Annotated in this window: 26 protein-coding genes; 6 read left to right on the forward strand and 20 right to left on the reverse strand. The window is 68.7% G+C overall.

Features of this window, described 5'->3' with window-relative positions:
* Nucleotides 1-80 precede the first annotated feature (80 nt).
* Nucleotides 81-2,369, forward strand: a complete 2,289-nt coding sequence (gene hypF / locus INP57_RS21305) for a carbamoyltransferase HypF (RefSeq protein ID WP_200072054.1) — start codon at nt 81-83, stop codon at nt 2,367-2,369.
* Here hypF and hypB read toward each other — a convergent pair.
* From hypB to INP57_RS21400, 20 genes are all read right to left on the reverse strand, one after another.
* Entirely contained in the window at nt 2,362-3,024 is a 663-nt protein-coding gene (hypB, locus tag INP57_RS21310; RefSeq protein ID WP_255520919.1) for a hydrogenase nickel incorporation protein HypB, read from the reverse strand. The two genes, hypF and hypB, sit on opposite strands and share 8 nt — an antisense overlap.
* 174 nt (nt 3,025-3,198) lie before the next feature.
* On the reverse strand, nt 3,199-3,528 hold the full coding sequence (locus tag INP57_RS21315) for a hydrogenase maturation nickel metallochaperone HypA/HybF (protein WP_200072056.1): 330 nt from the start codon (nt 3,526-3,528) through the stop codon (nt 3,199-3,201).
* Nucleotides 3,529-3,552: 24 nt separating this feature from the next.
* On the reverse strand, nt 3,553-4,641 hold the full coding sequence (hypE, locus tag INP57_RS21320) for a hydrogenase expression/formation protein HypE (RefSeq protein WP_200072057.1): 1,089 nt from the start codon (nt 4,639-4,641) through the stop codon (nt 3,553-3,555).
* A complete protein-coding gene (hypD, locus tag INP57_RS21325; RefSeq protein WP_200072058.1) occupies nt 4,638-5,765 on the reverse strand; it encodes a hydrogenase formation protein HypD in 1,128 nt (375 codons plus the stop codon). The genes hypE and hypD overlap by 4 nt, the downstream gene beginning before the upstream one ends.
* Before the next feature lie 10 nt (nt 5,766-5,775).
* Nucleotides 5,776-6,048, reverse strand: coding sequence for a HypC/HybG/HupF family hydrogenase formation chaperone (locus INP57_RS21330; RefSeq protein WP_200072059.1), 273 nt, complete (start codon nt 6,046-6,048; stop codon nt 5,776-5,778).
* Complete coding sequence (locus tag INP57_RS21335) at nt 6,048-6,701, reverse strand: D-sedoheptulose-7-phosphate isomerase (RefSeq protein WP_200072146.1); 654 nt, start codon at nt 6,699-6,701, stop codon at nt 6,048-6,050. Before INP57_RS21335 ends, INP57_RS21330 begins: the two co-directional genes overlap by 1 nt.
* Nucleotides 6,702-6,739: 38 nt before the next feature.
* On the reverse strand, nt 6,740-6,961 hold the full coding sequence (locus tag INP57_RS21340; RefSeq protein WP_200072060.1) for a HypC/HybG/HupF family hydrogenase formation chaperone: 222 nt from the start codon (nt 6,959-6,961) through the stop codon (nt 6,740-6,742).
* Nucleotides 6,958-7,572 carry a D-sedoheptulose-7-phosphate isomerase gene (locus tag INP57_RS21345; protein ID WP_200072061.1) on the reverse strand — a complete coding sequence of 205 codons (615 nt, stop codon included), beginning with the start codon at nt 7,570-7,572 and terminating at the stop codon, nt 6,958-6,960. The genes INP57_RS21340 and INP57_RS21345 overlap by 4 nt, the downstream gene beginning before the upstream one ends.
* A 113-nt stretch (nt 7,573-7,685) precedes the next feature.
* The gene (locus tag INP57_RS30110; protein WP_255520920.1) at nt 7,686-7,817 is read right to left on the reverse strand and encodes a DUF6893 family small protein; all 132 of its coding nucleotides are present in this window, start codon (nt 7,815-7,817) and stop codon (nt 7,686-7,688) included.
* A gap of 6 nt (nt 7,818-7,823) precedes the next feature.
* Nucleotides 7,824-8,459 carry a hypothetical protein gene (locus INP57_RS21350; protein WP_200072062.1) on the reverse strand — a complete coding sequence of 212 codons (636 nt, stop codon included), beginning with the start codon at nt 8,457-8,459 and terminating at the stop codon, nt 7,824-7,826.
* Entirely contained in the window at nt 8,456-9,118 is a 663-nt protein-coding gene (locus INP57_RS21355) for a DUF6084 family protein (protein WP_200072063.1), read from the reverse strand. Before INP57_RS21355 ends, INP57_RS21350 begins: the two co-directional genes overlap by 4 nt.
* A complete protein-coding gene (locus INP57_RS21360; protein ID WP_233627977.1) occupies nt 9,115-9,324 on the reverse strand; it encodes a hypothetical protein in 210 nt (69 codons plus the stop codon). The genes INP57_RS21355 and INP57_RS21360 overlap by 4 nt, the downstream gene beginning before the upstream one ends.
* A 22-nt stretch (nt 9,325-9,346) precedes the next feature.
* Nucleotides 9,347-9,952: a DUF5947 family protein gene (locus INP57_RS21365; RefSeq protein ID WP_233628038.1), complete on the reverse strand. Its 606-nt coding sequence runs from the start codon at nt 9,950-9,952 to the stop codon at nt 9,347-9,349.
* A 5-nt stretch (nt 9,953-9,957) separates the two neighbouring features.
* The gene (locus INP57_RS21370; protein ID WP_508620965.1) at nt 9,958-10,491 is read right to left on the reverse strand and encodes a NifU-related iron-sulfur-binding protein; all 534 of its coding nucleotides are present in this window, start codon (nt 10,489-10,491) and stop codon (nt 9,958-9,960) included.
* Between the two features lie 11 nt (nt 10,492-10,502).
* Nucleotides 10,503-12,290, reverse strand: coding sequence for a nickel-dependent hydrogenase large subunit (locus INP57_RS21375; protein WP_200072066.1), 1,788 nt, complete (start codon nt 12,288-12,290; stop codon nt 10,503-10,505).
* A 13-nt stretch (nt 12,291-12,303) separates the two neighbouring features.
* The gene (locus INP57_RS21380) at nt 12,304-13,377 is read right to left on the reverse strand and encodes an NADH-quinone oxidoreductase subunit B family protein (protein WP_200072067.1); all 1,074 of its coding nucleotides are present in this window, start codon (nt 13,375-13,377) and stop codon (nt 12,304-12,306) included.
* 133 nt (nt 13,378-13,510) lie between these two features.
* Entirely contained in the window at nt 13,511-13,984 is a 474-nt protein-coding gene (locus INP57_RS21385) for a hydrogenase maturation protease (RefSeq protein WP_200072068.1), read from the reverse strand.
* The gene (locus INP57_RS21390) at nt 13,984-14,904 is read right to left on the reverse strand and encodes a hypothetical protein (protein WP_200072069.1); all 921 of its coding nucleotides are present in this window, start codon (nt 14,902-14,904) and stop codon (nt 13,984-13,986) included. Before INP57_RS21390 ends, INP57_RS21385 begins: the two co-directional genes overlap by 1 nt.
* Before the next feature lie 133 nt (nt 14,905-15,037).
* Nucleotides 15,038-15,721: a response regulator gene (locus INP57_RS21395; protein WP_200072070.1), complete on the reverse strand. Its 684-nt coding sequence runs from the start codon at nt 15,719-15,721 to the stop codon at nt 15,038-15,040.
* Nucleotides 15,718-17,274, reverse strand: a complete 1,557-nt coding sequence (locus tag INP57_RS21400) for a sensor histidine kinase (protein WP_307850199.1) — start codon at nt 17,272-17,274, stop codon at nt 15,718-15,720. Before INP57_RS21400 ends, INP57_RS21395 begins: the two co-directional genes overlap by 4 nt.
* 180 nt (nt 17,275-17,454) lie before the next feature.
* Here INP57_RS21400 and INP57_RS21405 point away from each other — a divergent pair, with 180 nt between their 5' ends.
* From INP57_RS21405 to INP57_RS30115, 5 genes are all read left to right on the forward strand, one after another.
* Complete coding sequence (locus tag INP57_RS21405) at nt 17,455-18,438, forward strand: Bug family tripartite tricarboxylate transporter substrate binding protein (protein WP_307850201.1); 984 nt, start codon at nt 17,455-17,457, stop codon at nt 18,436-18,438.
* On the forward strand, nt 18,435-18,953 hold the full coding sequence (locus INP57_RS21410; protein WP_200072072.1) for a tripartite tricarboxylate transporter TctB family protein: 519 nt from the start codon (nt 18,435-18,437) through the stop codon (nt 18,951-18,953). The genes INP57_RS21405 and INP57_RS21410 overlap by 4 nt, the downstream gene beginning before the upstream one ends.
* Nucleotides 18,954-18,975: 22 nt before the next feature.
* Nucleotides 18,976-20,481 (forward strand): tripartite tricarboxylate transporter permease, encoded by a 1,506-nt coding sequence (locus INP57_RS21415; RefSeq protein ID WP_200072149.1) that lies wholly within the window; start codon nt 18,976-18,978, stop codon nt 20,479-20,481.
* 102 nt (nt 20,482-20,583) lie between these two features.
* The gene (locus tag INP57_RS21420) at nt 20,584-21,336 is read left to right on the forward strand and encodes a MerR family transcriptional regulator (RefSeq protein ID WP_200072073.1); all 753 of its coding nucleotides are present in this window, start codon (nt 20,584-20,586) and stop codon (nt 21,334-21,336) included.
* Between the two features lie 24 nt (nt 21,337-21,360).
* Nucleotides 21,361-21,495, forward strand: a complete 135-nt coding sequence (locus tag INP57_RS30115; protein ID WP_255520921.1) for a hypothetical protein — start codon at nt 21,361-21,363, stop codon at nt 21,493-21,495.
* The last annotated feature ends 159 nt before the right edge of the window (nt 21,496-21,654 follow it).

Genomic DNA, 21,654 nt, shown 5'->3' on the forward strand with positions numbered 1-21,654 from the left:
CTGGTGGCGATGGCACTCCGCTTAGCCCGGTGGGGTGAGCAGCGTTCGCCGCCTCGACGCAGCGGCAGCAGACTCGGCGAGTGGTCGATCGGGTGCGCAGGCGGGTCCGGGTGGCGGGTGTCGTGCAGGGCGTCGGTTTCCGGCCGTTCACCCACGCGTTGGCTTCCCGCCTCGGTTTGGGCGGGCACGTCGGCAACGACGGCCACGGAGTGTTCATCGACGTGGAAGGTCCCGCCGCGAAGATCGAGGTGTTCCTCGGCGATCTGCGCGACCAGGCGCCGCCCATGGCGGTGGTGGACGGCATCGACGTCGTTGCGCTGCCCCCGCTCGGTGTGCGCGGGTTCCGGATCGTGCTGAGCCGCCGGGAGGATTCCCGCAGCACCTTCGTCCCGCCGGACAGCGCCACGTGCACGGAGTGCCTGCGCGAGCTGACCGACCGGGCGGATCGCCGCTTCGCCCACCCGTTCGCCAACTGCACGCATTGCGGCCCGCGCTTCACGATCGTCCGCGACATCCCGTATGACCGCCCTGCGACCACGATGTCCGATTTCGGGATGTGCCCGGCGTGCGCGGCCGAGTACGACGATCCGGTCGACCGCCGGTTCCACGCGCAGCCGGTGTGCTGCCCCGCTTGCGGTCCGGCTCTGAACCTGTCCGACGCCGCGGGAGCCCCCATCCCGGGCGACCCGATCGCAGCGGCCGCGCAAGCGTTGCGCCGCGGCGAGGTCCTGGCGGTGAAGGGCATCGGCGGCTTCCACTTGGCCGTCGATGCCCGAGCGGAGGCCGCGGTGGCCGAGCTGCGCGCCCGTAAGCACCGCTCGGAGAAGCCGTTCGCCGTCATGGTTCCGAGCGTGCGTGAAGCCAGGCGGCTGTGCTCGGTCGACGAGGCCGCGGAGCGCGTGTTGAGCTCGTGGCGAGCGCCGATCGTCCTGCTGGATCGCCTGGCGAGCACCGGCTTGGCCCCTTCGGTGGCGCCGGGCAATCGGCAGCTCGGCGTGCTCGTCGCCTACACCCCGATGCACCACTTGCTGCTCCGCGAGTTCGCCGGACCGATCGTCTTGACCAGCGGAAACGTGGCGGAGGAGCCGATCTGCCACGAGGACGCCAAGGTGCTCGGCGCCCTCTCCGGCATCGCCGACGAGTTCCTCGGCCACGACCGCGAGATCCACATCCGCGCCGACGATTCCGTCGTGCGGATGTTCCGCGGCCGACCGATGCCGTTGCGCCGTTCCCGCGGCTACGTTCCGGAGCCGGTGCGGGTGCCGTGGGAGTTCCCGCGTGCGGTGCTGGCCTGCGGTGCTGAGCTGAAGAGCACTTTCGCGCTCGCCCGCGGCAGGGAGGTGTTCGTCTCGCAGCACATCGGCGACTTGGAGAACTTCCAGACGTTGCGTTCCTTCCGGGCGGGCGTCGAGCACTTCCGCAAGCTGTTCGGCATCGACCCGCAGGTGGTGGCGCACGACCTGCATCCCGAGTATCTCTCGACCAAGCACGCCCAGCACCTCATGGAGACCGAGTTGGTCCCGGACATCGAGTTGATCGGGGTGCAACACCACCATGCGCACATCGCCGCGTGTCTCGCGGACAACGAGGAGGCGGGGCCGGTGCTCGGCGTGGCGTTCGACGGCTTGGGCTTCGGCACCGACGGGACGATGTGGGGCGGTGAGTTCCTGATCGCGGACTTGGCCGGTTTCCAGCGCGCCGCGCACCTGGAGCCGGTGGCGATGCCGGGTGGCCGGGCCGCGATCCTGCAACCATGGCGGATGGCCGCGGCTTTCTTGCGCGCTTGCCCGGACTTGGACGGTCCCGAGCCGGAACTGGCGCAGCGCCAGCAGAATTGGCGCGCGGTCACCGAACTCGCAGGCCACCCCGAGCTGTGTCCGCGAACCTCGAGCGCGGGAAGGTTGTTCGACGCCGTCGCGGCCCTGCTCGGGGTGCGCGATCAGGTCGGCTACGAAGGCCAAGCCGCGATCGAGCTCGAACAGCTCGCCGACCCTGGCGAAACCGGCGAACTCGGCGAACCTCCCGGGTCCGTTGTGGACGGTGGGAAGCTCGTGCTGCGCAGCACCGATCTGGTGCGTTCGGTGGTCACCGAACTGCGGGCGGGAATCCCTGCACCGTCCGTGGCGGCCCGCTTCCACAACTCGGTCGCCCGTCTGATCGCAGAAACCTGCTTGCTGCTGCGGGAATCCACCGGCTTGTCGTCGGTGGCGCTGTCCGGCGGGGTTTTCCAGAACGCTCTGCTTTTGAACCGCGCGGTCACCGAGTTGGAGCACAACGGGTTCCGAGTTCTGGTGCACTCACGGGTACCTGCCAATGACGGCGGCATCAGCCTGGGGCAGGCCGTCGTTGCCGGAGCCCGGATCAGCTGAGGGTGTTCGCGGCCAGTTCGTCCACCCGCTCGCTGAGCCAGTCGTACCAGGCACGCATCCCCTGACCGGTATCCGCTGAAACACGCAGCATTCGCACGGCGGGGTTGGCCAGCTGCGCATTGCGCACGAACCTGTCCACATCGAACCGTAGGTGCGGCAACAGGTCGATCTTGTTGAGCAGCACCATGTTCGCCGCGCGGAACATGTGCGGGTATTTCAGCGGCTTGTCCTCGCCTTCGGTGGTTGAGGCCACCACGATCCGGTGCTGCTCGCCGAGCTCGAACAACGCCGGGCACACCAGATTCCCGACGTTCTCCACGAAAATCACCGACCGCGGTTCGGGACGCAGGGTGCGGATGCCATCGGCGACCATCTCGGCGTCCAGGTGGCATCCCGCACCGGTGTTGATCTGCACGACGTCGCGGCCGGTGGCGCGCAGTCGGTCGGCGTCGAAGTCGGTTTCCTGGTCTCCCTCCACCACTGAGACCGCGATCTTCGGTCCGAGTTCGGTGAGGGTGCGCGCGAGCAGTGTCGTCTTCCCGGAACCGGGCGAACTCATCACGTTGAGCACCAGAAGACCCGCGTCGTCGAACCACGCCGCGTTGCGGCGCGCGAGGCCGTCGTTCTTGGCCAGCACCCGCTGCTCCAGCAGCAAGGTAGCGGAGTCCGATGTGGACCGTTCGTGCCCGTGCCCGTGGCCATGGTCTACGCCGTTCTCATGCTCGATTTCGAGGCCTTGCCGGTGTTCCGGGACGATCCCATCAGCGGCACCGACTGCCCGGCCGTCCACCCGCGCCGACCCGTCCGAGCACCCGCATGTCGCGCACATTCACGCCACCTCGACTTCCTTGATCCGAAGTTCCTGTCCGGCGATCAGCGCGACGTTCGCACTGCCGCAGGAACACAGCGCGAGCACCGAGTCCACTTCGAACTCGCGCCCGCAGGCCCGGCATTCCGCCCGCCCGCCCGGTTCCGTGATCTCCAACCGCGCCCCGGCCAGCGAAGTGCCCTCCGCGGCCAGCTCGAAGCAGAACCGCACCGAGTCCGTCACCACCCCGGACAACCGGCCGATCTCCAACCGCAGCCGGATGATCCGGGCATCACCGGCCGCATCGAGCACGGCTTCGACGACACCTCGGGTGATGCCGAGTTCGTGCACAGCGTCTCCGATCGCAGTGCGAGCTCAGCAGATCCGCGGCAGCGGATCGCCGACGAGCAGGTCCACCACCCGCGTACCGCCGAACGCGGTGTTGGCCAGCACCATCCCCGGCGGGTCGGCGCCGATCCGGCCGATCACCGCCGATTCCGCCCCCAGCGGGTGTTTCCGCATCGACGCCAGTGCCGCTTCGGATTCCGAGCCGTCGACGACGACAACGGCGCGCCCTTCGCAGGCGACGTAGAGCGGATCGATGCCGAGCAGTTCCGCGGCTCCGCGTACCTGCCCGCCGACCGGGACCGAACCTTCGTCGAGGACGACGGCCACTTCCGAGGCTCGCGCGATCTCGTTGAGCACGGTGGCGACTCCACCGCGGGTGGCGTCCCGCAGCGCGCGCACCCCGGGGACGTCGTCCAACAGGCTCGCGACGAGCCCGTGCAGCGCGGCGGTGTCCGAAACGATGTCGGCTTCGATGTCGAGTTCTCCCCGGGCGAGCATGATCGTCGCTCCGTGCGCGCCGATCGGCCCGGTCACCAGCACTGCATCGCCCGGCTGTGCCTGCGAAATCCCGAGCCTGTGGGAACCGGACAGGACGCCGACCCCGGTCGTGTTGATGTAGCAGCCGTCCGCTTTGCCCTTGTCCACGACCTTCGTGTCCCCGGTGACGATGCGGACCCCGGCGGCGGTCGCGGCTGCGGACATCGCGCGCACCACGCGCTTCAGGTCGGCCACCGGAAATCCTTCCTCGAGCACGAAGCCGGCCGACAGGTAGAGCGGATCCGCGCCGGAGACGGCGAGGTCGTTGACCGTTCCGTTGACCGCGAGATCACCGATGTTCCCGCCGGGGAAGAACAGCGGGGACACCACGAACGAATCCGTGGTGAGCGCGATCCTGTTGTGCGGCAACGAGATTTCGGCACCGTCCCCGAGCGGTTCGAGCAACTCGTTGCGGAACTCGGCCAGGAACAGCGCCTCGACCAAGGTCTGGGTGGCTTTGCCGCCCGCGCCGTGCGCGAGGGTGATCCGCTCTTCCTTGATCCGCGGCCGGGCCCCGCGGGCGCGCTCGATCCGGTGCAGCACGAGTGCTTCCGCATCGCGGGTCGGGTTCTCGGTCATGCTTTGCTCGCTTCCCGGACGCGTTCCCGGCTGAACCGGCCGAAGTTGTAGTAGGCCGCGCAAGCGCCCTCGGGGGAGACCATGCAGGTCCCGATCGGTGTCTCCGGCGTGCAGGCGGTGCCGAACACCTTGCACTCCCACGGTTTCAGCACTCCCTTGAGGACTTCACCGCATTGGCAGGACTTCGGGTCCGCCACTCGCACTCCGGGCAGCTCGAAGCGCTCTTCCGCGTCGAACCGCGAGTACTCCTCGCGCAGCCGCAGCGCGGAGTGCGAGATGAAGCCGAGACCGCGCCACTCGAAGTACGGCCGCGGCCGCATCGTGCGGGAAATGGCTTCCAGCGCGGCCCGGTTTCCCTGCCACGGCACGACCCTGCGGTACTGGTTCTCGACCTCGCTGCGGCCCTCGGCGAGTTGCACCAGCAGCAGGTGGATCGACTGCAGCACGTCGAGCGGCTCGAAGCCGGCCACCACCAGTGGTTTCCCGTACTCCTCGGCGATGAACCGGTACGGTGCGCAACCGATCACGGTGGACACGTGACCGGGCCCGAGGAATCCGTCCAGCCGCAGGTCCGGTGAGTCCAGGATCGCCTTGATCGCCGGGATGATCGTCACGTGGTTGCAGAAGACCGAGAAGTTCTTCAGCCCTTCCTGCTGCGCGCGCAGCAGCGTCATCGCGGTCGACGGGGCGGTGGTCTCGAACCCGATCGCCATGAACACGACGTGCTGGCCGGGGTTGTGCCGCGCGGCCTTCAGCGCGTCGAGCGGGGAGTACACCACGCGGATGTTGGTGCCTTCCGCGTTGGAATCGAAGAAGTTCCCGTCGCCACCGGGAACGCGCATCATGTCCCCGAACGAGGTCATCAAGACCTCGGGCTGCCGCGCGATGTGGATCGCGTCGTCGACACGTCCCATCGGGATCACGCACACCGGGCATCCCGGCCCGTGCACGAGCGTGATGTTCTCCGGCAGGTAGTCCTCGATGCCGTGCTTGTAGATCGCGTGCGTGTGCCCGCCGCAGACTTCCATGAACCGGTACTCCCGCGCCGGGTCCGCGAGCTTGGCGATCTCGGCAGCCAGTGCACGAGCTTTCGCGGCGTCCCGGTATTCGTCGACGAAACGCATCGACCCTCCTCTACTCGACGTCCGTGCCGCTCAGCGCGTCGAGCTCGTCGGCGTACGCCTGACCGACCGATTCGAGCAGTTCCAGCACGGCTTTCGCTTCTTGCTCGTCGATGGCCGACAGGGCGAATCCGACGTGGATCAGCACCCAGTCGCCGGGTCCGGGCGGCTGTTCGCTCAGCAGCCCGATGTTGATGACGCGGCGTACACCGCCGACGTCCACTGTGGCCAGATCGGAGCCGTCGCCGCGTACCTCGACGATCTCACCGGGAATCGCCAGGCACATCAGCTTCTCCCCGCTAGCGTTCCGGGCTCGCCGAGCGCGAGCAGGGTCAGTTCCCACAGGGCGTGGTACAGCGTGGTCTGCGCCTCCTGGATGCGGTGCACCGAGGTGGACGGGATCACGAAGAGGTGCTCGATGCTCGCGGATTCCGCCATTCGTCCGCCGTGGTCTCCGGCGATCCCCACGGTCAACATCCCCATCCGGGCAGCTGCCTCGAAACCGTCGAGCAAGTTCGCGGAATTCCCGCTGGTGGACAATCCGATGGCGATGTCGCCCGCGCGCCCGAACGCTCCGATTTGGCGCGCGAACACCACGTCGAAGCCGACGTCGTTGGACAGCGCGGTCACCACGGCGATGTCGCTGGTGAGTCCGAACGCGGGAAGCGAGCGCCGGTCCGGGTCGGAGTGCAGGAACAGGCTCGCGAGGTCTTGCGCGTCGGTGGAGCTGCCGCCGTTGCCGAACGCCAGCAACCGGCCGCCACCGGCGAACCGCTCGGCCATCGCTTCGGCGCAGGCGAGGATGCGAGCCCCGTCGCGGCGCAGGAATTCCGCCCGCAGCTCGGTGATCTCGCGTGCTTTCGACCTGGTCGATTCGCGCACTTCCACCAGCAGCGCGTCGATGTCCGCGATGGTCGGCGACAGGAACGGATACAGCATTTCCGCCCCGGCGGGTGCGGATTGTTCCACAGTGGTCACTACTCCTTCAGGACTGCGATGGCCTCGCCGGCGTGCGCGAGCACCGTGTCGCCCTCGCGGGCGTTCACCAGGCCGACGCTGATCTCTTCGCGGCCGTTCGTGGTCGACACGATGGCCAACCCGGAACCGAGCAGCCGCTCCACGCGCACTGCAACGGCTTGGTCCGAACAAGTGACGCAGGACTCGGCGGACTCGCAGGAGTTGCCGAGATCGGCGCTCATGCGGCTTCCCAGACGCCGGGCTGCTCGAGGAAGACGTGCACGAGCTCCCACAGCACGTGGTAGATCGTCACGTGCACTTCCTTGACGACACGGGGATCGTCGGAGTGCGCGACCAGCACGTGATCCAGTCCGGTGGCCGCCATCGCACCGCCTTCGCCGCCCGCTAGCCCGATGCTCAGCAGTCCGCGCCGGTCGGCCTCGACGAGCCCGCGCAGCACGTTCTCGCAGTCGCCGTCGGCCGAGATCCCGAGGGCGATGTCATCGGGCTCGCCCAAGCACCGGACCTGATGCGCGAACACCTCGTCGATCCCGGCGCCGCGGGCGATCCCGGTGACGGTGGCGACGTCCGAAGTCAGCGACAACGCGGGCAGCGCGCGCTTGCCGACGATCACCGGGTGCACGAATTCCACGGCGACGTGCTGCGCGTCCGTGCTCGGTCCCCCGTTTCCGGACACGATGAGCTTGCCGCCCGCATGAAATCGCCGTGCCATGTCGTGGCAGGCCCGCGCCACCGCTTCGGCGTCCCCGAGCAGGCGTTCGACCGGCTCGACGCGGCGGTCGAACAGGTCTTGCAGCGCCTGCCCGGCGCTGTCGGTGGATTGCCAGGACATTCGTGCGCCACCTCGATTCCTGGGGGAGTCGCGCGGAAACGACCTTCAGCGTCGACCGCGGGTGAGCCGCGCACAATCCGAGTCCGATCGGGACGCCTGAAAGAAGGACCGGATCACATTCGTTCGATCCTGATGTAGCGCAGGATCTCGGGCAGCTGCATGGCGATGCCCGCGATGGCCACGACGGTCAGCGCGCCTGCGATCAGCAGCAGGTTCGGGTGCTTGATCTTTGTCCTGGTGTGCAACGGGATTCACCTCTCGCTTGGCGTGGCCGATTCGGCGAGTTCGGCCGTGAGTTCTTCGATGAGCCGCACCGCCTCGCCGATGGCGGTTTCGGGGACCGCACCGGTGCCGGGTTCGTACGCGACGACGTGGTGCACGTGCGGGAGTTCCTCGCAGTCGACCAGCCGCACCGTCGCGGGCTGGTGCCCGAGTCGCCGGGTACACGCTACGAGCGCCGCGTCGTATCCGCGTGCCGCGTGCACGAGGTCGCCGGTGCGGATGCCGAAGTCGTCGACGTCGACGCGACCGGGGAGCTCGGCGGTGCGCAGCCGCTGTACCACTGTGGACCCGAATACGTCGGCCGGATTGAATCCGTCACCCAGCCCTGCGATGAGTGTTCGTGGGCCGGTGTCGCCGGGCTCGTCGAGCCGCTCGAGTTCTTCCGGTGTGAAGAAGAAGCGGTGTCCGATCTGGCTCATCGGCCCGAGGACGCGGGCGGGGTCGTCATCGAGTACGACCACGACGTGGATCCGTCCGTCGTTGCCGACCTCAATGCGATCCACCAGCGCGGTCCGGCCCGTCAGCGCCAGGTCGACGATGTCGGCCCGCTGGGATGGGCGCAGCCGAACGCGGGTTCCGGCGCGCCAAGCTCGATCGCGGTTCATGTGGCGGTTCCGTTCTCTTCGCCTGCGGTGAGCGCATCCACCACCGCATCCCAATCCGTCAAACCGCGTCGCGAGCGGTAGGCGCACAGCGCGTCGAACCGGTCTCCGGACAGCCGGAGCCATCGGTGACCGTGCGGGCCGGAGACGGCGTCGTGCCACACTTCCGCCGGGAGGGCGAAAGGCGCCTCGCTCGACCAGGAAATGCGCCGGGTGCGAAGTGATCCTTGCCGGTCGGTGTGGAATATGGTGCCGCTGAACAAGAATTGCAGCGGTACCTCGTCTGCGCGTACGGCGTGGAAGTACTTCGCGACCGCGAGCTCGTTGTCGTGCCCGCATTCCACCGGCAGATCAGCGACGATCTCACTGGTGAACGCGGGCACCACAGTGGTCACACGTGCCCAGGTGAGCGGACGCATCGTGTCGACCCACCGCGACGGTGCGCCGAAGAGGTCGGCCAACAGCGCGGCTTGCCGCTTGCTGTAGCGCCGCTTCGCCGGCGCGATGCGGATGGCGGTGCTCAGCGTGATCGATTGGATCGGCACGCCCGTCGTGTCCGAAACCCGGACCGCAAAGCGCAATGTGGGAACCGCTGCGAGTTCCGCCGCGCGCGCCTCGGTAACGGCGAATGCCAGTTCCGCGTCCGCGTTCGGCGCGTTCACGACGGTGACAGGTTCGGCATCGAAGGCAGGATCGGATCCCGGTCCTTGGCACGGACACCGGTGGAGCGGCGCGCGGTGGCGTGCCCGTCCGGCAGGTGCCCGGGTTGCTTCTCGTAGTTGCCGGTCTCATTGCCTTCCGCGATGCCGTCGATGTGCGACGGAGTGTCCGGGTGGATCCCGGACCTGCCTACTTCGATCTTGCTCATGTTCCGCTCCTCCTTGCCCGGATCAGCGCAGCCGCGCGAAGAACCGGTCGACGTGCTCCCACACCTCGGGGCCTCCGCCGAAACCGCGCCAGTGCGTCCGCAGCACGGCGGTGAGGCGGTGGCATTCGTCCAGCGGCAGCAGCCAATACTCCGCTGGTTGGCGCAAGCGGTCGATCAGCAGCGCCTCCACGTCGTCGTCCATATCGGACAGCGGCGGGTTCGATGCGGTGACGGTCTTCCAGCACTCCGGGTCGACGTCGGTTCGCATGGTCCCGATCGGATTGGGGTAGAAGGCGGTGACCGCACCGGACGCACCGTCTCGGACGAAGAACGCCAAGCCGACGGGTACGCCGAGGGCGATCCAAGCCAGGTCGTCGAGCACGAAATCGCCCAGCCGGCGAGGTCGTGACCGAATGAGCCTGCGCTGCCCGCCACCGTTGCCGTGGTCGAACAGCACTCCGCAGGAAGGGCACGCGCAGGAGACCGCGCCGCTGCCGGTGTCGAGCAGGTGCCGGTGCCGTTCGTCCAAAGCGTCCGCGCAAAGTTCGCATCGCGGCGCGGAATCGTCGCGAACCGCGGGACGTGAGTTCGCCTGCTGTGCGATGCGGCGCAGCACCGAGCCGGGCATCCGGCTCACCCCGCTTCCGGTACGCGGCCACCGGTGAACAGCGCATCTACCGGTATCACGGTCGGTGAACCGTTCTCGCCCGCGTCGTCGATCTCGATGTGCTCGATCTCGGGGGCGAGGCGCCCGAGCGGTTCCTCAATGGCGGAGCGCAGGTTATGCAACGTCGATCGGCATCCCGCTGTTTCGCAGCGGATTCGCGCGGTGTTCCCGGAAAGGCCGGTGAGCTCGGCGCCGACGCCTCGTTCCCGAACCTGCTGCAACGCCATCTCCACCCGAGTCGCGCAATCCAGCGGATGCTGGTCGTGCACCAGGAGAAGATGCGACACCAACTCGTCGCCGACGAACGCATCAACGACCTCAGTGGACTCGAGCGCGTGATCGACCATGCGGGTCAGTGCTTCTCCGTACAGCGCCACGATCTGCGCGATGGCTTCCATCGCCTGCGCTGCGGGAACGAGACCGGTCTCCGCGCCGAGTGCGGACAGTTCCGCCTCGGTCCGTGCGACCCGGTCGCGGGCTTCCTCGTCGTTCCAAGGCATCGCGAACCTCGTCAGGATCCGTTGCCGAACATCGGTGAGTGCGATTTCCGCAGCACGCGACCGTTGCCCAGGGACATGTGCACACCGCACGGCAGGCACGGGTCGAAGCTGCGCACCGTGCGCATGATGTCGATCCCCTTGAAGTCGTCCTGCCCGTTCTCCTCGAAGATCGGCTGGCCCTGCACCGCGTCCTCGTACGGTCCGGGCGTGCCGTAGGTGTCGCGCGGGCTGGCGTTCCACGGAGTCGGCGGGTACGGGTGGTAGTTGGCGATCTTGCCGTCTTTGATCACCATGTGGTGCGAGAGCACACCCCGCACGGCCTCGTGGAATCCGACGCCGATGGCCTCGTCGGGCACCGTGAAGTCCTCGAAGACCTTGGTGTTCCCGGAACGGACTTCGGCCAGCGCGCGGTCCAGGAAGTACTGCGCCATTCCGGCCGCGTAGGCGACGAAGTACATCCGCGCGCGGTTGCGTTCGAGGGTGTTCGGGAACTTCGGCGGTGTCCACTCCAGACTCATGCCGGGCAGCCCCTGCCCGCGGGGCAGGTCGATCTGCACGCTGTGGCCGGTGGAGCGGACGTAGGGCGTGTTGACCTTGCCGGCCAGCGAGGTGGCCCACAGCCGGGCCAGCGGTCCGCCGCCGGTGTCCAGCGCCAAGTGGTCGTCGGTGCGCTTGTCGTACCAGCGCGGACTCATGACCCAGCTGTAATTGCCGCCGTCGAGGTCGCGTTTCTGCGGTGCGGGCAACGTGGTCTGGTTCCACGGGTGGCGCTGGTCGATCGGGTTCCCCAGTGGATCGCGGTCGACGAAGGTGTGCTCGGCCGTCCAGTCCTCGTAGTACGAACTGCCCAGCAGGATCCGCATCCCGAGGTTGATGTCCACCAGGTCGGTGGTGATCAGCTGATTGTCCACCACGATTCCCGGCGTCACGAACATCGCGTTTCCCGCGGCGTTGAGATTCCGGTACGAGTAGTCGACGACGCCGGGATCCTGGAAACAGCCCCAGCAGCCGAGCAGGGTGCGACGCCTGCCGACTTCTTCGTAGCCGGGCAGCGCTTCGTAGAAGAAGTCGAACACGTCGTCGTTCATCGCCACCGCGCGTTTGATGAAGTCCAGCACCCGCACCAGGCGGACCTGGTAGTCGGTGAATACCTGCGGTGTGGCGACGGTTCCCACGCCACCCGGGTAGAGCGTCGACGGGTGGACGTGCCTGCCCTCCATGAGGCAGCACATCTCCCGCGTGATGCGCGACATTTCCAGCGCCGCCTTGTACATCTCGCCTTCGAACGGGTTGAAGGCGCGCATGATCTCGGCGATGGTGCGGTAGCCGTGCACGTCCCCGCGAGGTGCGTCCTTGCGTTCCGCGCGGGGCAGCAGCGACGGGTTCGTCTCGGCGACCATCTTCTCGCAGAAGTCGATGAAGACCATGTTGTCCTGGAAGATGGTGTGGTCGAACATGAACTCGGCGGCCTCGCCGAGGTTCATGATCCACTCACCGAGCGGCGGAGTCTTCACGCCGTAGGCCATGTTCTGCGCGTAGATCGAGCAAACCGCGTGGTTGTCGCCGCAGATCCCGCAGATCCGGCTGGTGATGAAGTGCGCGTCGCGCGGGTCCTTGCCCTTCATGAACACGCTGTAGCCGCGGAACAGCGACGAGGTGCTCTTGCACTCGGCGACTTCTCCGTTGGCGAAGTCGACTTTGGTGTAGATCCCGAGATTGCCGATGATCCGGGTGATCGGATCGAATTCGACGTCGACCAGGGTGCGCCGCTCGGTGTCCGTGGTGGGGTGGGTGGTCATCCGGGAGGGCTCCTTAGCTCTGTGCCCGGCCGTTCGGCCAGCGTGGCTCGTAGCCACTGGTGAGCGCCGGTTCCTTGTGGCGCCACTTGGGTTCCTTGTTCGCGGTGTGGTTGGTGATTCCGCGCATCGTGCGGATGAACGGGCCGTAGGCGCGCAGCAGTGTGGACGACAACGTGGCGCCGGGAGGCTCGTCCATGAACGGCATGAACTTGTCGGGGAAGCCGGGCATGGTGCAGCCGATGCAGATCCCGCCCACGTTGGGGCAGCCACCGATGCCGTCCATCCAGCCGCGCTTGGTGACGTTGCAGTTGACCACCGGGCCCCAGCAGCCGATTTTCACCTGGCACTTGGGGGAGTTGTAGTCGGCGGCGAAGTCGGCTTGTTCGTAGTAGGCGGCTCGGTCGCAGCCCTCGTGCACGGTCTTGCCGAACAGCCAGGTGGGCCGCAGCTGGTCGTCCAGCGGGATCGTCGGGGCGAGCCCTGCGGCTTGGTGCAGCACCCACAGCAGGGTTTCCATGAAGTTGTCCGGCTGCACCGGGCATCCGGGCACGTTGACGATCGGAAGTCCGCCCGCGGAGCGGAAATCCCAGCCGAGGTAGTCGGCAAGCCCCATCGAGCCGGTCGGGTTTCCCGCCATGGCGTGGATTCCGCCGTAGGTGGCGCAGGTGCCGATCGCCACCACGGCCCACGCTTTGGGCGCTAGGCGGTCGATCCATTCGTTGACCGTGATGGGTTCGCCGGTTTCGGGGTCGTTGCCCATTGCGGTCCAGTAGCCGTCGCCGTTGATCCGTTCGTTCGGAATGGAGCCTTCCACGACGAGCACGAACGGCCCGAGTTCGTCGCGCTCGGCCTTGCGGAACGCCGTCATGAAGTCCTCGCCGGTTTCGTAGGCGAGGACCTTGTTGTGCAAGTGGACCTTCGGCAGACCCGGCACGGTGCCGAGCACGACGTCCTCCAGGCTCGGCAGCTTCGCGTTGGTCACCGAGACCGTGTCGCCGTCGCAGCTCATTCCCTCGGAGGTCCAGAGGATGTGCAGTTCGTCGATGGCCCGCGGCGGCGAGTCCTGCTCGGCCGATGTCGCACTCATGGCACACCTCGTGTGGTCGGATGGCCGCGTGCGTCTCCGGTGCCCCACGACCGCGGCGTGCTCCGACGGTAGGCGGGGTTTCGTTGCGGTGCAGGGGGATCTAGCTGCGCACCGGCACCGTGGTCCGAAGGTGTCAGGATGCCGCTGGGCAGTCGATGATCTCGTCGAGGAGGCCGCGGGTGAGATCGACGGCTTGGTCCACTGAGGCGTTTACCGCAGCGGAAAGACCGATCCTTTCGGAACAATCCACCGGCTCACATCCGACGACGAACGTTTTGCCGATCGTGCCACCGAGTTTGCGCAGCAGGCCGAGCACGACGTCGGGGGTCATGCCGTGCGCGTCCAGCACGTCCGGTGCGGTGGTGGGCATTTCCGCCTCGATCACGGATACCGCGCCGGGCGTGCCACGTCCTGCGATGGCGTCGACGAGTACCAGCACGTCGTAGCCGTCGAGGAGCTCGTAGGCCAGGTGCAGTCCTCGGATTCCGAAGTCCGCGAAGCGAACCCCGTCCGGTGGCGTGCTTTCGGCGAGGCGTTCGACGACGTGGACGCCGAAGCCGTCGTCGCCGAGGAAGATGTTCCCGATCCCGGCTACCAGGACGCGCATCAGTGCTCGTTCCGCGGGAAGCGCAGCGTCCCGTGCAGTCGTTCGAGGGCTTCAGCGGGCAGCTGCTCGACGCGGTCCAGCAGTTCCGCGGCGCGCGGATCGGTCTCGCGGACCTCGCGCTTCTCCTCGTCGGTCAAGGTCATCGTGCGCAGGGTGAGGATTTCGTCGATCTCGGTGGCGTCGAACAGGTCGCCGGGGCTCTGCGGGGCGATGGCGGGGTGGTCGTAGAGGATGATGGGCGAGGACAGCACGACGTCCCGGTCTTGCGGGTCGCCGACCAGCACCGGCCAGGTGTTGGTGTTGCGGCAGGCGGCCGCGATGTCCTGCGCCCACTCCGGAGGGTCCAGCAGCGAGAGGAAGCTCCCGTCGCGCACGGCGAGCATGGTGTGCACCGAAGCCAGCGAGCGGCGCAGCACGTCGTCGCGCACGTCGGCCGCGCTCGGTGTCCACTCGGATCGGTTCTCCACCCGGACTTGGATGGTGCGCACGTCGCGCGAGTGCTCCACGCGCCGGCTCTCGATGTGGATCAGGCCGGGAACGCGGTAGCGGTGCCAGTTCGCACCGTCCCGGCGGTCGGTTCCGGCGGGCAGCTCGAACATCACGGTTCGCGGTTGCTCCAGCGCGGCCAACGGCACCGGCACGGCGAACTCGCGCACGATTCCTTCGTCCCAAGGCTTTTCTCCGCCGCGGTGGCGCAGTTGCAGGCAGCGGACTCGAATGTCCACTGTGGTCGAAGGGGTGGCCTCGAGCGCGCATTCGGTTCGTGCGAACCAGTTCTCCGCCGCACCGGCCCCGCGGGGCGCGAGCACGCCGAACTGCCAGCGCATCCGGTTCTTCAACGCCGAGGCGCGGTACGGGTAGAGCAGGTAACCCTCGAACAGCACGGCGTCCGCCACCGCGCGGGCCTTGCTGAGCGTCATGCGGCCACCTCCCCGAGGTGTGCGAGCTCGCGCACGGCCGGCCCGCGGGCGAGCGAAAGGTGCTGGACGAGCGGCAGTGTCAGCCGCCGGACCGGTGGCCGCAACGGCGGCGCACGCGACCGGGGGAGACGGTTCAGCGGCTCCACCGGTAGCGGCGTTCCGGCCGTCCCGCACCGCCGTGGCGCAACCGCACCTCGGCGCGGCCGGTGGCGACGAAGTGCTCCAGGTACTTGCGCGCCGATACGCGGGAGAGTTCGGCGGCCTGCGCGCACTCGCTGGCGGACAGGTCGCCCTCGGTGCCCTGCAGCACCCGCTGCACGACCGCTGCGGTTTCGCTGGCGAGCCCTTTCGGCGTGCTCGCCCCGCGTTGCGGCGTGCCGAACAGCCGGTCCACGTCCTGCTGCGCCGCAGGTGCGTCGCCGGGCAGCTCGCTCAACCGCTCGTGCAGTTCCCGGAAGCGCTCCAGCTGCTCGCGCAACGCGTCGAAGCTGAACGGCTTGATCAGGTAGTGCAGCGCTCCGCCGCGCACCGCCCCGCGCACGGTGTCCAGGTCCTGCGCCGCGCTGATCACCAGCACGTCCGGTTCGGCCGCCGGCCGGTCGCCGGTGCGCAGCGCGCGCAGCACGCCGAGCCCGTCCATGTCCGGCAGGTAGATGTCCAGCAGCACCAGATCGGGCCGCAGGTCGGCGACCGAGCGCAGTGCTTCCGCGCCGGAATGCGCCACGGCGACCACCTCGAAGCCGGCGACCCGCTGCACGTAGCCACTGTGGATCTTGGCGACCATGAAGTCGTCGTCCACCACCAGCACTTTGATCACGCGCGCACCTCCGAGGTCAGCCGGGCGGTGAACACTGCGCCGCGTTCGTTGCGCACGTCCACCCCGCCGCCGCGGCGGCGGCAGATCTGCCTGGTCAGCGCGAGCCCGAGGCCGCGTTGCTCGTCGCGGGCGGCTTTGGTGGTGAAACCGTGCCGGAACACCTCCTCGACGATCTCCGGCGCCACCCCCGGCCCGGAGTCGCGGACCACGACCGTGATCGCGCCGTCGCGCTGGCGCAGGTCGGCTTCGATCCGGCCGTCCGGGCCTTCGGCCGCGTCCAGCGCGTTGTCCACGAGGTTGCCCAGCACGGTGGTCAGGTCCGCGGACAGCTGCTCGTCGAGCTCGCCGAGTTCGCTGTCCTCGCTGAGCCGCAGCTGCACGCCCCGTTCGGCGGCGAGGCTGAACTTGGCCACCAGCAACGCTGCGGTGGCCGGGTCGGCGATGCGCCTGCCGACCTCCGCGCGCCACTGTTCGTGGGTGTGGCTGACCCGGTCGACGAACCGGGCCAGTTCGTCGTACTCGCCGAGTTCGATCAGCCCGGAGATGGTGTGCAGCCGGTTGGTGAACTCGTGCGCCTGCGCCCGCAGCGTGTCCGAGGTCGTGCGGTGCGCCGCCAGCTCCCGTTGCAGGTCGACCAACTCGGTGCGGTCCCGCATGGTGACCACCGCGCCGACCGCGGGCAGCGGCATCCGGTTGAGCACCACGACGCGCCCGTGCCGCAGCACGATCTGGTCGACTCCGCCGGTGCGGCCGGTGAGCACGTCGCGTGCGCGGTCGCCCAATCCCAGCGAGTCGATGTGCCTGCCCACGCAGTCGGCGGGCAGCGCGAGCAGCTCGCGCGCCTGGTCGTTGACCACGGTGATCCGGTTCTGCTGGTCGGCGCCGAGCACTCCTTCGCGGATGCCGTGCAGCATCGCCTCCCGGTGCTCGACCAGGCGGGTGATCTCCTGCGGCTCCAGCCCGAGCGTCTGCCGCTTCACCCGGCGCGCCAGCAGGATCGATCCGGCGATGCCGAGGAACCCGGCGAAGGCCAGCAGTCCCAGCGGTTCGCCCGGCGCTCGCTTGACGCCCGCGAAGAAGTCCGGGGTTTCCCGGCCCGCCGCGACCACGCCGACCACCCGCGCGCCCGGGCCGATCACCGGCACGTGCGCGACCAGCGAATCCACTCCGCCTGCGCGGACTTCGCCGACCCATGCGTGCCCGGACAGCACGGTGCTCGCGCCCAGCGGCAGCGGTTGGCCGCGCTGATCCGGATCGGGCGAGGTGAGCACGGTTCCCCGCGGATCCGCGATGATCACGTGGTCGGCACCGGAGAGGCTGCGCGCGCTCTCGGCGAACGCGGGCAGCGCGTCCTGCCGGAACGGGTCGAGCAGGCTCATCCGCACGCCCTCGGTGGCGGCGAGGTCCTCGGCCACCGACAGCATCCGGCGGCCCTCGGTGGCCCGGAACGACGAGCCCGACTGCGACACCGAGAACACCGCGATCGAGGTCAGCAGCAGGAAGATGATCACGAGCTGCCAGCCGAGGAACTGGCGCGACAGCGGTCCCCGCACCGGCCCACCTCCTCGTTGACCATGCTGACGGTAACCCGCTGACCTGCTGTGATCGCGCCCGGCCTCAGTGACACAACGACCAAAACCACCGTTACGTCCGCAACGCAGACAATCGGACCGCCGCTGTGCAGCATGTCCCGCGTCACTTGCGTCCCACCACGATGGAGAGGCGGGATCCCCGTGCGGCTGCGCACTGCGCTTTCCGTGGTCTTCTCGGTGCTGCTCGTGCTGCTGGTGCCACCGCTGATGAGCACCGGCTCCGACGAGGGCACCGACCAGATCCGCGGCTTGCGGATGCTGGTGCCGAACTCGCCAGGCGGCGGCTACGACGTCACCGCCCGCACCGCGGTCAAGGCGATGGAGGACACCAAGCTCAACAGCAACGTCGAAGTGTTCAACCTGCCCGGGGCGGGCGGCACCGTCGGGCTCGGCCGGGTGGTCAACGAGCGCGGCAACGGCAAGCTCGCGATGTCGATGGGCCTGGGCGTGGTCGGCAGCGTCTACACCAACCACTCGCCGGTTTCGCTGGAAGACACCACGCCGGTCGCCAAGCTCGTCGAGGAACCGAACGTGGTGGTGGTCGCCAAGGACTCGCCGTACCACTCGCTGGACCAGCTGATCGCCGACTGGCGCCGTGATCCCGGGCAGACCCCGGTCGGCGGCGGATCCTCGCCGGGCGGGCCGGACCACTTGGCCCCGATGCTGATGGCCAAGGCGATCGGGCTGAGCCCGAAGCAGGTCAACTACGTGCCCTTCGACGGCGGCGGGGAACTGCTGGCCTCCGTGCTCGGCGGCAAGGTCGACTTCGGCGTGTCCGGCATGGGCGAGTACCGGGACCAGATCGAAGCCGGCGAGCTGCGCGTGCTCGGCGTCACCGGAGCGCAGCGGATCCCCGGCGTAAACGCGCCCACGCTCCAGGAGGCCGGCGTGGACGTCACGTTCACCAACTGGCGCGGCATCGTCGCCCCGCCCGGGCTTTCCGAGGCCGACCGCAACAAGCTGATCGACCTGTTCACCAGGCTCAGCGCCACACCCGAGTGGAAAGAGGCGTTGCGGCGCAACAACTGGACCGACGCGTTCCAGCCGGGCCCGCAGTTCGGCGAGTTCCTGCGGCAGGAGAACGACCGGGTCGTCTCGGTGCTCAAGGAGTTGGGACTGGCATGAACACCACCACCGGAACCTCGTGGCGGGATTGGCTGCGGGAGCGCTCCGAACTCGGCATCTGCGCGCTGCTGGCCGCGCTCGGTGTGCTCGTGCTGCTCGACGCCGCCACCATCGCCTCCGACTTCACCCAGCGCGGGCCGCTCGGCCCGAAGACGGTGCCGATCGTCGTGGGCGTGCTGCTGCTGGTCGTGTCCTTGCTGCTGGCACGGGACGTGCTGCGCGGCGGGCGCGGCGAGTCCGAAGCGGGCGAGGACATCGACCTCACCGCGCCGAGCGACTGGCGCACCGTGCTGCTGCTGGCCGCGGCGTTCCTCGCCAACGCAGCGCTGATCAACGTGGTCGGCTTCCCGCTGTCCGGAATGATCTTGTTCTGGGGTTCGGCCTACGCCCTCGGCAGCCGCAACACCGCGCGGGACCCGCTGATCGCGGCGGTGCTCTCGGTCGTGACCTACGTGCTGTTCAACCAGCTGCTCGGGGTTCCGCTGCCGGGCGGTCCGCTGATGGGGGTGTTGTGACGTGGACTCGTTGCACTTGCTGATGCAGGGGTTCGCCACCGCGCTGACCCCGATGAACCTGGTTTGGGCCGCGCTCGGAGTGCTGCTGGGCACCGCGATCGGCGTGCTGCCCGGCATCGGACCGGCGATGGCCGTGGCGCTGCTGCTGCCGGTTACCTACGCGCTGGAGCCGACCGGGGCGTTCATCATGTTCGCCGGGATCTACTTCGGCGGCATGTTCGGCGGATCCACCACCTCGATCCTGCTGAACACGCCGGGGGAGAGCGCGGCGGTGGTGGCTGCGATGGAAGGCAACCCGATGGCGCGCCAGGGCCGCGGCGCGCAAGCGCTGGCAGCGGCCGCGATCGGGCACTTCGTCGGCGCCATCGTCGGCATCTCGCTGTTGACGCTGCTGGCACCGACGGTGGCTTCGGTGGCGGTGAACATCGGCGCACCGGACTACCTGGCGGTCATGGTGCTGGCGTTCATCGCGGTGACCTCGGTGCTGGGCAAGTCCCGCATCCGCGGGTTCGCCTCGCTGCTGATCGGGCTGACGATCGGGCTGATCGGGCTGGACGAGATGACCGGCCAGCAGCGGCTCACCTTCGGCATCCTGCACCTGGCCGACGGGGTGGACGTGGTCATCGTCGCGGTCGGGTTGTTCGCCATCGGCGAATCGCTGTGGGTGGCCGCGCACCTGCGGCAGACCTCCGGGAACGCGATCCCGGTCGGGCGGCCGTGGCTGGGTTCCGACGACCTGCGGCGGGCTTGGAAGCCGTGGCTGCGCGGGCCGGTGATCGGCTTCCCGTTCGGCGCGATCCCGGCCGGTGGCGCGGAGATCCCGACGTTCCTGTCCTACGTGGTGGAGAAGCGGCTGTCCAAGCGCCGCGATGAGTTCGGCAAGGGCGCCATCGAAGGTGTCGCCGGGCCGGAAGCCACCGCCAGCGCCTCGGCCGCGGGAACGATGGTGTCGATGCTGACCCTCGGGCTGCCGACCACCGCGGTCGCGGCGGTGATGCTCGCGGCGTTCCAGCAGTACGGCATCCAGCCCGGCCCGCTGCTGTTCCAACGGGAATCGGAGCTGGTGTGGGCGCTGATCGCGAGCATGTTCATCGGCTCGGTGCTGCTGCTGGTGCTGAACCTGCCGCTGGCCCCGCTGTGGGCGAAGCTGCTGCGGATCCCGCGGCCGTACCTGTACGCGGGGATCCTGTTCTTCGCCGCGATCGGGGCGTACGCGGTCGGTGGCTCGCCGCTGGACCTGGTGGTGCTGTTCATCATCGGGCTCATCGGGTTCGCGATGCGCCGCTACGGGCTTCCGGTGCTGCCCGCGATCATCGCGGTGATCCTCGGCCCCACCGCGGAACAGCAGATGCGGCGTGCGTTGCAGATCAGTGACGGCGAAGTCACCGGTTTGGTGAACACGCCGTTCGCGATCACGGTCTACGTCATCGTGCTGCTGATCCTGCTGTGGCCGCTGCTGGCCCGGTTGCTGCCGCGTCGGCCGGGTGCGCAGGACGAACAGCACGAGTCCGACCGGGTGGAGGTCTGAGCCCCACCCCGCGCGGAGGCGGTGGCCCGTTCCGGAACCCCCGGCGGAACGGGCCACCGCCACCGGTCCCGTGTGATCAACGGAGCAACTAGAATCCTGCGGGTGTCCGAATACCGGATCGACGACTTGGCTCGCGCTGCGGGAACGACGGTGCGCAACGTGCGGGTCTACCAGGACCGGGACCTGCTGCCGCCGCCGCGCAGGCAGGGCAGGCGGGCCATCTACTCGGATGCGCACCTCGTCCGGCTGCGCCTGATCATGAACATGCTGGAGCGCGGCTACGCCTTCGCCCAGATCCACGAGATGGTCTCGGCCTGGGAGTCCGGACGCAGCCTCGCCGACGTGCTCGGCGTGGAAGAGGTGATGGGGCGTTCCTGGGCGGAGCAGGCGCCGAAAGTGGTGTCGTTGCCGCAGCTGCGGGAGATGTTCGGCGGCGAGCTGACCCAGCGCAACATCCGTCGCGCCCTGGACCAGAAGCTGCTGGAGCGCTGGGGCGCGCGGTTCGTGGCCCCTTCGCCGCAGCTGCTGGAAGCCGGTCGTGAGCTGGTGCAGCTCGGCGTTCCGCTGGCGCGAGTGCTCGACCTGGCCGAGCAGTTGCAGCAGGACGTCGACCGCGTCTCGGCCCTGCTGGTGTCGCTGGTGCGCGAACACGTGCTGCGGGTCGGTGCCGGGGCGGCGCTCAACGACGAAGAGGTCGCCCGGTTCTCCGACGTGGTCGCGCGGCTGCGGCCGCTGGCGATGTCGGCGCTGAACGCGGCGGCGGCGCGTTCAGCGGAACGGATCATCCCCGAAGTGCTCGGTGACCGGCTCGCGGAGCTGCTCGAACCCGGGACGACTCCCGATGGGGCGCACTGACCTGCAAAGACGGTAGACGTAGCGGTGGCGAGTGCGCCGGGCGACGGGCGTCAGCACGAGCGCGGTGCCGGTGGTCAGCGCCCTGCTGCCGACGAGATCGACTTCGCGGTGTGGATGATCTGCGAAGCGCTACACGGCTACTCGGGCATGCAGAACTAGAGGCGTGGCGGCAATGGCCGAGCGTCCGAGGTGGCCCCTCGGGGCGCCGCGTCGGCCGGATCCGCTGCACCTGCTCGGCCGAACCCGCCGCCGACCCTGTGCGGCGGGGGAGCCGGGTCGCGCAGCCGTCGCGACCCGGCACCGCTCAGCACGCCCGCG

It is taken from the genome of Saccharopolyspora galaxeae (assembly GCF_016526145.1).
Classification (GTDB): Bacteria; Actinomycetota; Actinomycetes; order Mycobacteriales; family Pseudonocardiaceae; genus Saccharopolyspora_C; species Saccharopolyspora_C galaxeae.